Consider the following 13,781-nt stretch of genomic DNA (forward strand, 5'->3'; position numbering starts at 1 on the left):
CCCTCGGGCGCGGCGCTCGTCCCGATGACCGTGCTGATCATGATCGGGATGATCGTGCTGGCCCCGCGGGCCATCGGACGCTTCGGCCCGAAGGTGATCACCGTCGCCGGACTGCTGGTGCTGGCGGCGGGCATGGGCTGGCTGTCGCTGGTCCGTCCGGATGGGTCGTACTGGGTGGACGTGCTCCCGGCCTCGCTCGTCGCGGCGCTCGGCATGTCCCTGGCCTTCATCCCTTCGCTGGGCACCGCGATGTCGGCGGCCAAGCCCGAGGAAGGCGGGCTGGCGTCCGGAATCGTGAACACCAGCTACCAGGTCGGTTCGGCCCTGGGGCTGGCAGCGATGACCGCCATCGCCGCCTCCTTCGGCGCAAACGAACTGGAAAACGTTCCCGCGCTCACCGACGGGTTCTCGGCCGCCTTCATCGGCGCGGGCCTGATCGCGCTCGCCGGTGCCGGACTGGCCGCCATCACCCTGCGGACCCCGCGCCCGGAGTCGGAGGCCGCGGCCGCGACGCCGCGCGCGAAGACCACCCGCTGACCGAACGAACCGAGGGGGCCGCGTCCGGCGGCCCCCTCCGACACGGATGGAGACGATCGTGCGCAACCTGCCACCGCTCACCCCCGACGAGGCGCCCGCCAAGTCCCGCGACCTTCTCGCCCGCATCGTCGACCGCCACGGCTCGGCCGGCGACATGGTGAGTACCATGGCCCACTCGCCCGCCCTTCTCCAGGGTTATCTAGAGCTCTCCCGGGCGATGAAAAGGATCAAGATCCCCCGCCCGCTGAGCGAGAAGGTCTCGCTGGCCCTCCAGGAGTGGATCGGCTGCGGTACCTGCATGGCGGCGCACATCGAGGCGGGCCGGGCCGCGGGGCTCACCGAGACCGACATCGCCCTCGCCCGGCAGGGCACCTCGGCCGACGCCCGCGAGGCCGCGCTGGTCGACTTCGCCCTGCGGGTCCTGACCGAGCCGTCCTCGCTCACCTCCGACGACGTGACCGCTCTGCGCGAGCACGGCTGGGACGACCGGGTCATCAGTGAGGTCGTCGGCCTCGTCACCCTCAACATGCTCACCGGGTCGTTCAACCTGGTCGCCGGCAACCAGCCGTCCTCCGGCGGATGAGCATCGGCGAAAGACCGCCGAAACCGGCACCGGGTCCGCCCGCGCCCCGGCCCCGCAACCGGCCGGGGCATGGACCTCAATACGGAGGGCGGCTACGCGTCGCCATCCAGTAGATCAACATTTGATTTTACCTTGGCCGAGTTGGAAGCACGGCCTTCCATGTTCTATCTTCCTTAGTACTCGGTCGGCGTCCATCGAAAGACGACCGGCCGAACGCCTAATTCCAAGACGTCCGACGTCTGGAAGCCGGGGACCCACCGTCTTTGGGGTGAATCCGCGATTCCCGTCGCGGTAGGGCCTGCTCCTGGTCCGAATCCGTCAGCTAACCCGGTAGGCAGTCAAGGAGAGGAGAAACGTTGTACGAGCAGGACACTTCCCTGGCAGGGGCCCATCGCGCCCCAGGGACTCCGGCGAGCGCGCACCCCTTGCCGCCTCCACCGGGCCGAGACCGATAGCGAGAAACGACGGCCGATCGTTCGGCGACGTCCGTTCATGCACGATCGCCCCTGAACTCTGCGCACGCCCCACGAGGCATGCACGAGCGAGCTCGTTTCTACCCGGTCGGCCCGTTCCCCCTTTCGCCCGCGCCCGGCTTGAGCCAGGGCTGGCGGATTAACACCCCGTTTTTCGACACCCCCTCATCTCTTCACAGGCGATGACCCACGCCTGTTTATCAGCCTGCCGTTTTTCTCTATCGGCGGCATTACGGGATGACTTCTTCGAAGGAACACCCCGATGTCTTACGACGGCAAACATCGTTCTCCCCGCAGCCTGATGAGCGGTGTCGCCCCTCGGCGCACCTTTCTGCTGGGCGGCCTCCTCGCGGCCGGAGCCGCGGTCGGCGTCCAGGAGCTCACACGCTCACCCGCCGGGCGAGCAGCCACCGGCGCCGGCGAGGCGGTGCCCGAGCAACGCCGGTCGCGCGCCCCCGGCAACGCGCGTAGAGCCTCGGCCACCGTGCCGTTCGTTCATCCCACCGCCCAATGGGGAGCGGACGACCCCGATCGGGAGGCGTCCGTGCTGTCGCGGCCGCCCAGGTACGTGGTCGTCCATCACACGTCGACCGAAAACGTCGACGACGACTCGATAACGCGGGCCCGGTACCTCGCCCGCGCCATCCAGAACGCGCACAAGGACCGGGGGTGGGGCGACACCGGTCAGCAGTTCACCATCAGCCGCGGCGGTCACATCATGGAAGGGCGAACGGGCAGCCTCGCCGCGGCCGAACGCGGCGAGATGGTGCAGGGCACGCACGTGGCGGGCGCCAACGAGTTCACGGTGGGCATCGAGTGCGAGGGCACCTACAACGACGTCCTGCCACCACGTCGCCTGCGCGACTCCCTGGTGCAACTCTGCGCCTGGTTGTGCGAGCAGTACGACCTGGACCCGCAGGACGCCATCGTGCCGCACAAGAAGTTCAACGACACCGACTGCTGCGGGGACAAGTTCGCCCCGACTCTTCCGAGTCTCCGCGACTACGTCGAATCCATCCTTTCGCCAGGCCGACTCCGCTGAGGCAAGGCGAATCACCTACCGACTGTCGTGAGGCCTTGCATGGCCAACGTCCCGCAGTCAGGAACTCATGCTCGAGATGATCGGTGCCGTGCACATCACGAGAACGATCGCTCCGTAGAGGCCTAGGAACGAGAGCATCACCTGGCTGCGGTCCGGCCTCATCGCGGGGGGCCGGTCACCCAGGAGCTGTGCCACGCGCGCCTGCGTGGCACCGGTGAAGGACGCGCGCGGAACGCTTGCTGTCGCGTCTCCGGCCGCGAGCAGAGCACTCGCGACGGCGGCTCGGCCCGCGTGGACGATGGCCGCTCTGTCGGCACCGACCTCCGCCATGCGCACGTGGCGTTCGAGCCACCAACGTGCGAGCGGAACGTAGAAGAACACGTCCGCCACCGCACCGGCCAGCAATCGGCGTAGCGGGTCGCGTCGCCTGGCGTGCGCGGCCTCGTGCGCGAGGACGGCGGCAAGCTCCGCTTCGTCGAAGGCCTCGATCGCCGCGGTCGTGACGTAGACACGCGGTCGAGCCGATCCCGCGCAGAACGCCGTCACCTCTTCGCCGCCGACGCATCGAAGTGAGCGGACGCCCGCCGCGCGAGCAAGCCGGTTCACTTCGTCCGGGACGGGCGTCCTCGGTAGGGCGGCGACGGCACGTGCGGCACCGACGGCAACGTGAACGGCTCGCACCGTCACAGCGACGAGCCCACACCCCAGCATGATCAGAGCCGCCGCGGCGATGCACTCGATCATGTCGCCCTCTGGGTGCGAAGGTGCTCCGCGGTACCGGACCGGACGGGCCGCGATCAGCGCGACGAACACGGCTGCGGCGATCGGGTGGCGCCGAATCCAGACGATCACTCCCGTAGCTCCTCCAGCCGGTGCCGCTGCTCCGGGGTCAGGTCGGCCAGGCTCGCGGCGAACGCCGCCAGCGCGGCATCGCCGTAACGAGCGAGCACATCGGCCGCCTCAGCGCGACTGCCTCGCGCGAGAAATCCTTCGGGGCTCTCGGCGGCTCGGTACTCGTGGGCACGGCGCCCGGGTTCCGCCCGTGCCACCAGCAAACCCTTCTCCGTGAGCCTGCGCACAGTCGTCATGACCGTGGTGTACGCGAGGTCGGGTATCAGCGCATGGACGTCGCCCACCACGAAGACGTCACCGACCCGCCCGTTCCACACCGCCCGCATGATCTTGGCCTCGAGCGGGCCGAGCAGGCCAACGGCCCGATCAAGATCGGTCACCTCTCCACACCTCCACTATTACCGACCGATAGTAGCAATCGGGATCTTCTACTATGCTCACTCGTACTATTGCCCGATAGTAGTTCTGGACGAAGGGGAGCGCGAGCGATGGTCGAAGATGTCTGGACGGGTCCCGAGGGCACGTGGGCGTACGAACGCCGCGGAGCCTCAGGTCCCGGAATCGTCCTGCTGCACGGCATGATGTTCGATCGCGCGATGTGGCGGCCGGTCGCCGAGAATCTCGCCCGGGACCACATCGTCGTGTCGCTCGACCTCCCCGGCCATGGCGCCTCCTCGCCGCGCCGCCGGTACGCCTACGACGAGGTCGCGACCGACCTCGACGCTCTTGTCCGCGATCTCCGGGTCGGCGACCCGGTCATCGTCGGCCACTCTGCCGCCGCCCTCCTCGCCACCAGATACGCGGCCCGCCACCCGGTCCGCGCCGTGGTCAACGTCGATCAGCCCTTGGCCGTGGCCGAACTCGCCGAACGTCTGGGAGCGGCGGGGGCACTCGACGATGAACAGCTCGTCCAGCTCACCGAACTGCTCATCGCGAGCATGAGTCTCGACTCCATCCCGGAACCCCACCGAGCTCTCGTCTCACCCCAGCCGACGCCGGACGTCGTCCGGGGCTGGCAGCAGGAGATGCTCGCCACCACCCCGGAGGGCCTCCAGACCTGGATCGAGACGAGCGCCCGCAGCATCACCGCCCCTTATCTGGCCGTCTTCAGCCGCGAGCCCTGGCCCGGCCACGACTCGTGGCTGCGGAAGCTGATGCCCCAGGCCCGTTGCGAGGTCTACAACGTGGAGGGCCATTTCCCGCACCTCATGGACATCGCCCGGTTCACGGCGTCACTGCGCGACGTCGCAGCCGGATAGAGCCCAGGACGACTTGGGCGCGGGGGCCGGACGATTCCATGTGGCCGAGTTCGGCGATGCATAGCAGGTCGACGAGGCGACCCAGCGTCTTGCGAACGAGGCCGATCGGCATCGTCAGGCATCCGACCGCTTGGTGCCCAGCCACAGCAGAAGCAGAGAACAGGCCCCTCCCAGAACGACGATCACCACACCGGCCAGCAGGGCGGTGCTCATGCCGGAGGCGAAGGCGTCCCTCGCGGCGTCCTCGAGCCGGGCTCCCCGCCGTCCGCCGATCCTTTCGGCGACGAGGAGCGCACCGGCGAGCGAGTCCGCGGCCATGTCGCGGAGAGGAGCCGGAAGAGCGTTCGCCGAGGTCACCCCGGTGCGGTAGCCACTGTTGAAGATGCTGCCCAGGATCGCGATGCCGAGCACCGCCCCGAGCTCGCGGGTGACGTCGTTCAGGGCCGCGGCCACGCCCTGCCGAGCGGGCGGGAGCGCGGCCACGATCGCGTCCGTCGCGGGCGTGGCCGCGTAGGCGACTCCGGCCCCGATCAGTGCGCCGCCCACGGCGACCGGCCAGAACCCTGAGCCCGCGTCGATGAGAGACAGGACGACCAGCCCACCTGCGATGATCACCATTCCCAGGCCGATGACCGGCACGAGGCCGTACCGGTGCCCGAGCCGGGGCGCCGTCGGCGAGATCACGATCATCGCGACGGCCAGCGGGAGCAGGCCCAGGCCAGCCTCGAACGCCGAGTAGCCGAGGATCTGCTGCAGGAACTGCAGGATGAGGAAGAACAGGCCGAACGTCACCAACGACTCGACCACGATGACCAACGACCCACCGGACACACCGCCCAGGCGGAAGACTCGCAGATCGAGCATGGGGTGTCGGGCGCGCAGTTCCCACCAGGCGAAGAGCACGGACCCGGCCGCGGCCACCGCGAAACCCGCGATGACGACGGGGTCCGTCCATCCTCGCTCGGGCCCCTCCACGATCGAGAAGACGAGAGCGGCCACACCGGTCACCGAGAGGGCCGCACCGGGCGGGTCGAGGGGCGTGGCGCCAGGGTCCCGCGATGTCCGGACGAAAAACGCCGTGGCGACGAGTGCCACGGCGGCCAACGCCGCGTTGAACACGAACAGCGACCGCCACGAGAACGCCTCGAGCAGTCCGCCCGCGACGAGAATGCCGACCAACCCTCCGCCGCCGAACACCCCGGACCAGACGCCGACGGCGCGACCACGCTCTTCCGGCGGGAACGCGTTGGTGATGATCGACAGCGTCATCGGCATGATGAGCGCCGCACCCACACCGGCGACCACGCGCAATGCGATGAGCAGGCCGGTGTCGTCCACCCACAGCACGGCCAGTGAGGCGCCCGCGAAGACGAGCAGACCGGCGAGCAGCGCCCCCTTGCGTCCGTACCGGTCGCCCAGCGCGCCCGCGGGGAGAAGCAGCCCCGCGAAGGCGACACCGTAGGAGTTCATCACCCACTGCAGTTGCGCCTCGGTCGCACCGACATCCCGCCCCAGGCCGGGCAGGGCCACCGCCAGCGAGACGAGCATACCGACCACCGCGGTGAGCGCCACGCACATCACCGCGAGCACGACGAGCCGGCGGTCGCGTCCCGCGCTCGGCGGATCGCGCCGAGGCTCGGTCTCGGCGAACGTCATGGACACCACACCCTTCCCAGAGATTCAAACGATCGTTTAAATCAAGCACGTCGGTCCCCGCAAAGTCAAACGATCGTTTAAGCTTGGCCCCGTGAGTACAGCCGGTGACGCCACCAAAAGCCGGATCCTGGACGCGGCCGAGGAACTGTTCGGCGAACGCGGCTTCGCCGGCACCTCCCTGCGCGCCGTCACCGCGGCCGCGGCAGCGAACGTGGCGGCGGTCCGCTACCACTTCGGCGGCAAGGAAGGGCTGCTGCGGGCCGTGGCCGACCGTGCGATGGCCCCCGTCAACGAGGAGCGGCTGGAAGCGCTGCGGGAAATGCGGGCGACCGGGGGTGACGCGGACGTCGCGTCGCTGGTCCGGGCCTTCGTCGTCCCCAGTGCGGAACTGGTGCACCGGCACGGCGAACGCGGCCCGCACGTCGCGCGGTTCATCGGCCGGGTCGTGTTCGAGCCCGAGGGTGAAATCCGCCGCTTGTTCGCGGAGCAGGTCGACCCTGTGGAGGGCCTCTACCTGTCGGCGCTGGCAAAGGCTCTTCCCCACCTCATCGAGGACGAGGTGGCATTTCGCTACCGCGCGATGGTCGGACTGCTCGCCCTCCACCAGACCGGCACTCTCGCCGACCTGGCGTCCCGGCCGGCGCCGCCCGCCGAGCGGACGCAGGTCACCGAATGGCTGGTGACCATGATCACCTCGACGTTCCTCGCCCCCTCAACGGTCACACGCTGACCGCGACGAGGCGCCTTCCACCGTTCTCGCGGCGTCGCCCCGACGACGCCTGAATACGCGGCACCGCAAGTGATCGTCATTTCGGTTCGGTCCGTGACTCCGGCGCTCCCGCATCCGCCGGCTCGTCGTCCGCTTCCGGCAACGGCCGGGTGCCGTCCGGCTCGTCACGACCGCCCACTTCATCGACGATAGGCATCAACTTGTGGGTCACCTGCGTCCCCTGGGCAATGACACCACTGCTGAGGACGGTGTTGCGATGACGGAGGGCTCCGTTCTCCCGCAACAGGTTGTCGACCTCCCTCTTGGCCTTCGCCAGTCGGTTCGCCCTGCGCAGATGGACGCCGAAGCCCCCGGCGGCGATTCCGAGGACGAAGCCGGCGAGGGGCGGCCACCACATGACGGAGGCCGCCGTGGCGACGAGAGCCACCGTGGCCGCGAGGGCGCCCCGATGCTTCTCCAGCCAGCCCAACGAAGCATCGACTCGCTTGGGAATCCGCACCGCCGCCCCCTCATCGAGAACTACTACTAAGCTAAATAGTAGATCAGCGACCGTGCCGTGGAGGGGCAGTGCGCAAGAAGAACCCCGATCAATCCCGATGAACCCGCCTCTCTGGCCGGTCTGCTCTGAGATTCCTAAGCAGATCGGCTGGAGAGGCGGTCATCGTCGGCGCCGGCTCGGTAGAGCACGCGCGCCGTGGTCACTCCGCGCGGTAGGCGATGTCGAAGGTGCGTCCGCCGTCGCGGGACTCATGGACCGTGCCGTCCTGCCCCGCGACAAGGAAGTGCTTTCCATCGACTGCCGTGAAGGCGGAGACCTGTCCGTCGGCGATCTGGCCGGGGCTTCGCCACGCTTCTTCTTCCGCGCCGATCTGGATCCGTCCGTCGGGAGCGACGCCGATGAGGGTCCCGTCGTCCAGCACGTCCAGATGTGTCAGGTCGGGTGCTTCCCGCAGGATCTCGAAGGTCGCCCCCGAATCCTCGCTCACCTGGACGCCCTGCGAGGTGGCCGCGTAGAGCCGTTCCGGCTCCCGCTCGTGCGCGGCCAGGTCGTTCGCCTCGACCCGGGCTCCGTCGGTCCATGTGCGGCCACTGTCTTCGCTGCGCCGGACGCTCGCGGTCTGGCTGTCGTAGCCGTACAGGGTCGATCCGGCCTGCTGGAGGGAGTGGAAGTCGGCTTCGCCGGCCTCGGATACCGATGTCCAAGTTCGTCCCGCGTCGGTCGAACGCATAAGGCCGAGGTGGGGCGGGGCGCCCTTGGCCGCATCAGCCGGCGCCGGGTGACCGCTGGCGAGGAACGTCCGCGGCCCGATGACGGTGAAACCCATCGTGTCCTGGCGATTGTCCGCGACCCGCATCGCGCGATCCGGTGATTCGATCTTGAACAGTCCGTTGTGGGCCGCCACGTAGATCGACTCGTCGGCCGGGTCCACGGCGACGGCGTGCACGTGCCCGGTCCCGGTGCCGGTGCCGTTCCCGGCATGCGAGTCTGCGGCACCATCTCCCGTACTGGTGCCGCACGCCGCGAGGACGGTCGAGACCATGACCACGGCCACCGCGAAGAGGGGCCGTCTTGCCGGAGAACGCGGATTCATGGGGAGACCCCTCTCATGCCCGGTGGCCGAGCAGGGTCATCATCCCCGAATCGGCGCGGTAGACGTTGTGGCAGTGGATCATCCAGTTGGCCGGGATTGTCGGCGTCGAAGTCGACGTGCAGCGTGCGATTCGGCAGGACGATCACGGTGTCGCACTCCGGTCGGCACCATGGCGAAGGTGTGCCCGTGCAGGGGATGCCGCATCGTCGTCCGGTTGACGAAGGACAGCCGCACCCGCACCCCTGAACGCACCGGGTACAGGTGTTCGGGTCGTACTTGCGCTCGTTGATCGCCCAGTCGTACTTCATCATCCCGCCGATCAGCCCGAGGCGCACCGTCCGATCCGGGCGCCGTTCCTTGAGCCGCACCGCTTCGGCCGGACGCAGGCCGTCGTACCCGACGATCTCGCGATGCAACTCGCGGGTACGGACGTCCACCGCAGGAGCATCGCTGACATGCCGAGGATGACCGCGCAGCAGAGAAGCAACGGCGCCAGGACACGCTGCGGGCCCCGTGCCCGGCCGCCGTCGGCCGAACGGGGGCGACCGGCGCTCCCCAGCTCGTACATCGCCTTGAACGATAGTAGATGGCCACGATCTCCATGCCACGGTCAGCCCACATAGCGCCTATGGCCCGCATTCCACACCTCCAGTAATCTACTATCATTCATAGTAGATTACTGGAGGGCGCATTGATGGCGCGGTCTAGGTCGTCGTTCTCGGAGGATCGCCGCTCGCGGGCGGCGAGCCGCTGCGTAGCGTTCCTGATGGCGCTGGTCTGCGTGGCGATGGCGCAACCGGCCTCGGCGCGAGCGGTGGCCACCCGGCCCAAGAAGGACCCGGCCGAGCAACTGGCCGAGCTCGAGAAGCGCAAGAAAGCCTTGGAGAAGGACTACCGGGGGCGTATCGAGACCCTGGAAGACCTACAGGACGGCGCCGCGAGGGCCACAAGTAGAGCAGCTCGGCTCGACCGCGAATCGAAAACGGCTCGCGCCCAGGTTCGCTCACTGGCGGCGGGCAGTTACATGACCGGCGCTCGCGACTCGCTGCCGACCCTGCTCGCCGGTGACGGAGCGGCTCTCCGCGGTGCGTCGTGCTCGAGTACCTCGCCCGCGACGGCGGCCGCCGCATCCAGACCGTCACGGGGCTGGCCCTCGAGGCCGAAAAGTCCCGCCGAACCGCTGAGAAGAAGGTGGAGGCAGTCCGCCGCGAGATCGCCGAACTGGAGGGCAAGCGGAGCAAGGTACGGAAGCTGCTCGCCAAGTTCCGTGCCGAGAACCCGTCCCGCGGCCGTCCGGACGGCGTCTCGGGAAAGGCGAAGTCGCCCCTGGTAGGGACCTACATGACCCCGCGAATGCGCGCGGTCATGCTCGAGATCGACCAGAAGTTCGGTCCGTTCCCCATGATCGGCTGTTACCGCCCGGGAGACCCGCAGGACCACGGGTCGGGACGTGCCTGCGACTTCATGGAGAGCACGGCCGGTCAGATGCCCACGGCGTCCGCCACCGCGCACGGTGACTCGGTCGCCCGTTACGCGGTCGACAATGCCGGGCGTCTCGGCATCAAGTACGTGATCTGGCGGCAGCGCATCTGGGACGCCCGTAGCGGGAGCGGCTGGCGCCAGATGGAGGATCGCGGCGGCATCACCCAGAACCACATGGACCATCCGCACATCTCGGTGCTCTGAAACTCCCGGTGGACGTCTCGATCGAACTGTCGAAGAACGGTCATCGGCGTCACCTACGAGGCACACTAGTAATGGCTGGAGGTCGTGCGATGGCCACGGACGCCGAACTTGCTCCCGGCTCCGCCGGACAATGGCATCACCATGTACTCGCCGCTCGTGTCACGGCCGCGCTGAGCACGGAGATCCGGCTCAGGGCCGCGCCACGCCCACAGGACCGCTGTATCGACCTCGGTGCGGGTGCCGGGGCGCTCGCCGTTCCGCTGTCGGCCGAAGTCGCGGAGGTCATCGCGATAGAATCGTCCAAGGGGCTGCGGGCCGTGCTCGCGGCCCGGGCGGAGGAGCTCGACCCTCCGCGCATCAGGGTCGAGGCCGTCCCGATCATCGAACTCGTCATGCCCCGGGGGAGTTGCGACCTGGTGGTGTCCGGGTTCGCCCTCCACCACTGCATGAACGCCGACAAGCGCGCCCTCGTCTCCCGGATCCGCCGCTGGCTTCGTCCCGGGGGAAGGCTGGTGATCGGAGACATGATGCGTCACCGGCAGGAGGAGTCCGGTTCGCGGCGCTTGCGTACAGGTGGGGTGGAACGCGGCGGCAGAGGGCGGATCGACCGGAGCGCCGGACGGTTCTTCCCCACGGCGCTCCATGCACTGCGCGAATCACCGGCCACGGGAGACTTCTGGATCGAGGCCCTCCAGGACGCGGGTTACCGGAGCGTGGGCCATCGGCAGCTTTCGCCGGGTATCGGAGTGGTGTGGGGAGTCGTGGACGCCCTCTGATCAGGCTTCACCCAACGAAGACAAATTCTATCGACTGTAGTATGCGGGCGGTCAGCCCACGGATGTCGGAAGGCGGTGCGTCATGGCCGGGCAGCGCTTCGGCGACCTGGAGGCCGCGATCATGGACAGGATGTGGTCGTACGCCCGGCCGGCCAACGTCCGCGAGGTCCTCGAGGACCTCCAGAAGGAGCGGACGATCGCCTACACCACGGTGATGACCGTGATGGACAACCTTCGGAAGAAGGGGTGGCTGCGCCGGAAGCGAGCGGGACGCGCCTACGTCTACGAGGCCGTCGCCTCACGCGAGGGCTACACGGCCAAGTTGATGCGAGAGGCGCTCGCGACGAGCAACAACCAGGCCGCGGCGCTGGTGCATTTCCTGTCCGACCTGTCCCCCGGGGAGAGCGAAGCCCTACGGGCGGCACTGAAGGTCGTACGGCCCCGGGACGACGAGTGACCGCGGTCACGGCATTGCTCGGCTACGCGCTCCTGCTGGGCGTTTTCGGGCCACGTCTGCTCCGCGCCCGCGGCTGGGCCGAACGGGCCCCGCGGCTGGGCGCTCTCGCGTGGCAGACGGCCGGGGCCTCCGTTCTGGGCGCCGTGATCCTCGCGGGGCTGATGCTGGCGGTACCGATCGTCGAGGCGCCGCACGCCTTGTCCGATCTGCTCGCAGCGTGCCGCCTGATGCTCCGCGTGCATTACGAAAGCGCTCCTCAGCCGATCGCCGGGTACGCGGGGCTCCTCGTGTCCGGCGCGCTCTTGCTCTGGACGGCCGGGCACGTCCTCTTCGCGTTGGGCTCCGCCGCGCGCCAGCGACGTCGGCATGCCCGCACGCTCGCGATCGTGGCCCGGCGGCACGGTGATCTGAACGCCCTCGTCGTCGAGTACGACCAGCCGCTCGCCTACTGCGTGCCGGGCCGCCACCGCTGCGTCGTGCTGAGCACGGGCGCCCTCGAGCACCTCGACGAGGAGCAGTTGTCGGCGGTGCTCGCGCACGAGCACGCGCACCTGGCCGGCCGCCATCACCTCGCGATCAACACGGCCATGGCGTTCGGCCGGGCGTTCCCCGGTGTCCCGCTGCTGCGGGCGGCGCGCACGGAAGTCCCCCGGCTGCTGGAACTCCTCGCCGACGACGTGGCGGCACGCGAGCACGACCGGGTCACCCTGGCGGCGGCGCTGGTGACCGTCGCCAACGGCCGGGCGCCCGCGATGACGCTGGGCGCGGGCGGAGGCGCCGCGCTGCTGCGCGTACGTCGTCTGCTCGCTCCGCACGACCCCTTGTCCCGGACGGGACGCCTCACCGGCGGCGTGGGCATCGCGCTGCTCGCCGCCCTTCCGCTCGCGCTCGCCGCCAACCCCGCGATCACCGCCCTCCTCGAACGCCACTGCCACTTCCCCGGCTGACGCGGACGAACGGCCTCGGCAGGCGCGACTCCGTCCGACGTTCTTCCAGCGAAGGCTCCCTAGCAAGAGACACCCTTTGGGCGGCTGTCCGAACGGGAGCGTCCCCGTCACAGGGGGCAGTGACGGGGACGCGGCTCGACGAAGCGGTGGTCAGGCGACTCGGACTCCGCCCACGAACGGACGGCCGGCGATCGGGCTGATCTTGACGACGTCGCCGGTCTGCGGAGCGTGCACCATGTTCCCGTTCCCGATGTAGAGCCCCATGTGGTGCAGGTCGCTGTAGAAGAAGACCAGGTCCCCCGGCTTGAGCTGCGACTGGGACACCCGCGTCCCGGCGGTGAACTGGCTGCCGGTGTAGTGGGGAAGGGTGATGCCGACCTGCGCGTACGCGTAGAGCGTCAACCCAGAGCAATCGAATCCCTTGATGTTCGCGCCTTGGGCGGTGCCGTAGGACGGGCCGGACGCGTTGCCACCGCCCCACGAGTACGGGACACCGCGCTTGCTCAGGGCCGCCCTGACTGCCCCCATGGCCTTCGCGGAAGCTCCGCCGGGGTCCACGTTCGGGGCGGGTCCGACGTTGGTACCGGAGGCGGCGCTCAGCCGACGCTCGACCTTCTGCAGTTTCTTCTGGAGTTCCTGGTACTTCTTCTTCGACTTGGCGGTGACCTGCTGCACCTCTTCGGCACGCATGTCGGCCATCTTGCGGGAGCGCTCGGCGGCCTGCATCGTCTGCAGCAACTGGGTGACGCGGGTGCTGTTCTGGCGCGCGAAGTAGTTGAGGGTGGCCGACCGGTCCAGCACCGCTTGGGGATCGGCGGAGCTCGTGAGCTCGACCGCCGGATCCACCGTGCCGTTCTTGTAGCTGGTGGCCGCGACCTCGGCGACCTTCTTGCGGGCCTCCTCCAGCGCCTCCTTGTTCCGCGCGGCGTTCTCCTTGGCCGCCTTGGCGGCCTTCTTCGCCTGGTCGAGACGTACCCGCAGGCCGTTGTACTGCTCGCTGGCCTGCTCCGCCTCGTTCGCGAGCTTCTCCTGCTGTTCGGTCAGCTCCTTGCGGGAGGGTTCAGGTTCCGCCCACGCGGTGGCGGGTACCAAGAGCCCCGTGGTGAGGGCGATGGAAGCCGTCCATGCCGCGCTGAGGGTGATCCGGCGGCGGGCCGTCGCTCGTCCTTCGGCAGCTCGTCGCTGCATGCA

Annotated in this window: 17 protein-coding genes and 1 riboswitch; of the genes, 9 read left to right on the plus strand and 8 right to left on the minus strand. The window is 68.9% G+C overall.

From position 1 onward, the window contains the following. From BJF79_RS41195 to BJF79_RS41205, 3 genes are all read left to right on the plus strand, one after another. Window positions 1-537: MFS transporter (locus tag BJF79_RS41195; protein WP_143220844.1), on the plus strand; the 537-nt coding region annotated here is incomplete at its 5' end. Between the two features lie 58 nt (window positions 538-595). Then, the gene (locus tag BJF79_RS41200) at window positions 596-1,120 is read left to right on the plus strand and encodes a carboxymuconolactone decarboxylase family protein (RefSeq protein ID WP_075905639.1); all 525 of its coding nucleotides are present in this window, start codon (window positions 596-598) and stop codon (window positions 1,118-1,120) included. 204 nt (window positions 1,121-1,324) lie between these two features. Continuing rightward, a riboswitch (cyclic di-AMP (ydaO/yuaA leader) is annotated at window positions 1,325-1,473 on the plus strand. Window positions 1,474-1,855: 382 nt separating this feature from the next. After that, window positions 1,856-2,635: a peptidoglycan recognition family protein gene (locus BJF79_RS41205; protein WP_143220845.1), complete on the plus strand. Its 780-nt coding sequence runs from the start codon at window positions 1,856-1,858 to the stop codon at window positions 2,633-2,635. Window positions 2,636-2,692: 57 nt separating this feature from the next. Here BJF79_RS41205 and BJF79_RS41210 read toward each other — a convergent pair whose 3' ends face one another. Together BJF79_RS41210 and BJF79_RS41215 are read right to left on the minus strand one after the other, a co-directional pair. Beyond that, window positions 2,693-3,487 carry a M56 family metallopeptidase gene (locus tag BJF79_RS41210; RefSeq protein WP_075905579.1) on the minus strand — a complete coding sequence of 265 codons (795 nt, stop codon included), beginning with the start codon at window positions 3,485-3,487 and terminating at the stop codon, window positions 2,693-2,695. Then, window positions 3,484-3,867, minus strand: a complete 384-nt coding sequence (locus tag BJF79_RS41215; RefSeq protein ID WP_158079449.1) for a BlaI/MecI/CopY family transcriptional regulator — start codon at window positions 3,865-3,867, stop codon at window positions 3,484-3,486. Before BJF79_RS41215 ends, BJF79_RS41210 begins: the two co-directional genes overlap by 4 nt. Window positions 3,868-3,975: 108 nt before the next feature. Here BJF79_RS41215 and BJF79_RS41220 point away from each other — a divergent pair, with 108 nt between their 5' ends. Next, window positions 3,976-4,746 (plus strand): alpha/beta fold hydrolase, encoded by a 771-nt coding sequence (locus BJF79_RS41220; RefSeq protein ID WP_075905581.1) that lies wholly within the window; start codon window positions 3,976-3,978, stop codon window positions 4,744-4,746. 114 nt (window positions 4,747-4,860) lie between these two features. Here BJF79_RS41220 and BJF79_RS41225 read toward each other — a convergent pair whose 3' ends face one another. After that, a complete protein-coding gene (locus BJF79_RS41225) occupies window positions 4,861-6,402 on the minus strand; it encodes an MFS transporter (RefSeq protein WP_075905583.1) in 1,542 nt (513 codons plus the stop codon). A 91-nt stretch (window positions 6,403-6,493) separates the two neighbouring features. On the opposite strand from BJF79_RS41225, the gene BJF79_RS41230 reads away from it, so the two are divergent. Further along, window positions 6,494-7,132, plus strand: coding sequence for a TetR/AcrR family transcriptional regulator (locus tag BJF79_RS41230; RefSeq protein ID WP_075905585.1), 639 nt, complete (start codon window positions 6,494-6,496; stop codon window positions 7,130-7,132). 76 nt (window positions 7,133-7,208) lie between these two features. Here the strand turns inward: BJF79_RS41230 and BJF79_RS41235 are convergent, their stop codons facing one another. The 4 genes from BJF79_RS41235 to BJF79_RS54630 form a co-directional block, all read right to left on the minus strand. Continuing rightward, window positions 7,209-7,631, minus strand: a complete 423-nt coding sequence (locus tag BJF79_RS41235; protein ID WP_143220846.1) for a hypothetical protein — start codon at window positions 7,629-7,631, stop codon at window positions 7,209-7,211. Window positions 7,632-7,830: 199 nt separating this feature from the next. Further along, window positions 7,831-8,577, minus strand: a complete 747-nt coding sequence (locus BJF79_RS41240) for a F510_1955 family glycosylhydrolase (RefSeq protein ID WP_143220847.1) — start codon at window positions 8,575-8,577, stop codon at window positions 7,831-7,833. A gap of 160 nt (window positions 8,578-8,737) precedes the next feature. Then, window positions 8,738-8,806 carry a hypothetical protein gene (locus BJF79_RS64120; RefSeq protein WP_262403357.1) on the minus strand — a complete coding sequence of 23 codons (69 nt, stop codon included), beginning with the start codon at window positions 8,804-8,806 and terminating at the stop codon, window positions 8,738-8,740. After that, window positions 8,803-9,390 (minus strand): multicopper oxidase domain-containing protein, encoded by a 588-nt coding sequence (locus BJF79_RS54630; protein WP_316043546.1) that lies wholly within the window; start codon window positions 9,388-9,390, stop codon window positions 8,803-8,805. The genes BJF79_RS64120 and BJF79_RS54630 overlap by 4 nt, the downstream gene beginning before the upstream one ends. Window positions 9,391-9,816: 426 nt before the next feature. Here BJF79_RS54630 and BJF79_RS41245 point away from each other — a divergent pair, with 426 nt between their 5' ends. The 4 genes from BJF79_RS41245 to BJF79_RS41260 all read left to right on the plus strand — a co-directional run bounded on the left by BJF79_RS41245 (window position 9,817) and on the right by BJF79_RS41260 (window position 12,590). After that, complete coding sequence (locus BJF79_RS41245; RefSeq protein WP_075905591.1) at window positions 9,817-10,410, plus strand: hypothetical protein; 594 nt, start codon at window positions 9,817-9,819, stop codon at window positions 10,408-10,410. 89 nt (window positions 10,411-10,499) lie between these two features. Beyond that, entirely contained in the window at window positions 10,500-11,186 is a 687-nt protein-coding gene (locus tag BJF79_RS41250) for a class I SAM-dependent methyltransferase (protein ID WP_075905593.1), read from the plus strand. Between the two features lie 82 nt (window positions 11,187-11,268). Continuing rightward, window positions 11,269-11,643, plus strand: coding sequence for a BlaI/MecI/CopY family transcriptional regulator (locus BJF79_RS41255; protein ID WP_075905595.1), 375 nt, complete (start codon window positions 11,269-11,271; stop codon window positions 11,641-11,643). Next, window positions 11,640-12,590: a M56 family metallopeptidase gene (locus BJF79_RS41260; protein ID WP_075905597.1), complete on the plus strand. Its 951-nt coding sequence runs from the start codon at window positions 11,640-11,642 to the stop codon at window positions 12,588-12,590. The genes BJF79_RS41255 and BJF79_RS41260 overlap by 4 nt, the downstream gene beginning before the upstream one ends. Window positions 12,591-12,740: 150 nt before the next feature. Here BJF79_RS41260 and BJF79_RS41265 read toward each other — a convergent pair whose 3' ends face one another. Then, window positions 12,741-13,778, minus strand: coding sequence for a C40 family peptidase (locus BJF79_RS41265; RefSeq protein ID WP_083734625.1), 1,038 nt, complete (start codon window positions 13,776-13,778; stop codon window positions 12,741-12,743). Between the last annotated feature and the right edge of the window lie 3 nt (window positions 13,779-13,781).

Source organism: Actinomadura sp. CNU-125 (genome assembly GCF_001942465.1).
Lineage (GTDB): Bacteria > Actinomycetota > Actinomycetes > Streptosporangiales > Streptosporangiaceae > Spirillospora.

Excerpts from the sequence above, each read along its gene's own strand:
- BJF79_RS41205 (WP_143220845.1), top strand. The coding sequence starts at position 1,856 with ATGTCTTACGACGGCAAACATCGTTCTCCCCGCAGCCTGATGAGCGGT.
- BJF79_RS41220 (WP_075905581.1), top strand. The coding sequence starts at position 3,976 with ATGGTCGAAGATGTCTGGACGGGTCCCGAGGGCACGTGGGCGTACGAA.
- BJF79_RS41225 (WP_075905583.1), bottom strand. The coding sequence starts at position 6,402 with ATGACGTTCGCCGAGACCGAGCCTCGGCGCGATCCGCCGAGCGCGGGA.
- BJF79_RS54630 (WP_316043546.1), bottom strand. The coding sequence starts at position 9,390 with ATGATAGTAGATTACTGGAGGTGTGGAATGCGGGCCATAGGCGCTATG.
- BJF79_RS41250 (WP_075905593.1), top strand. The coding sequence starts at position 10,500 with ATGGCCACGGACGCCGAACTTGCTCCCGGCTCCGCCGGACAATGGCAT.
- BJF79_RS41255 (WP_075905595.1), top strand. The coding sequence starts at position 11,269 with ATGGCCGGGCAGCGCTTCGGCGACCTGGAGGCCGCGATCATGGACAGG.
- BJF79_RS41265 (WP_083734625.1), bottom strand. The coding sequence starts at position 13,778 with ATGCAGCGACGAGCTGCCGAAGGACGAGCGACGGCCCGCCGCCGGATC.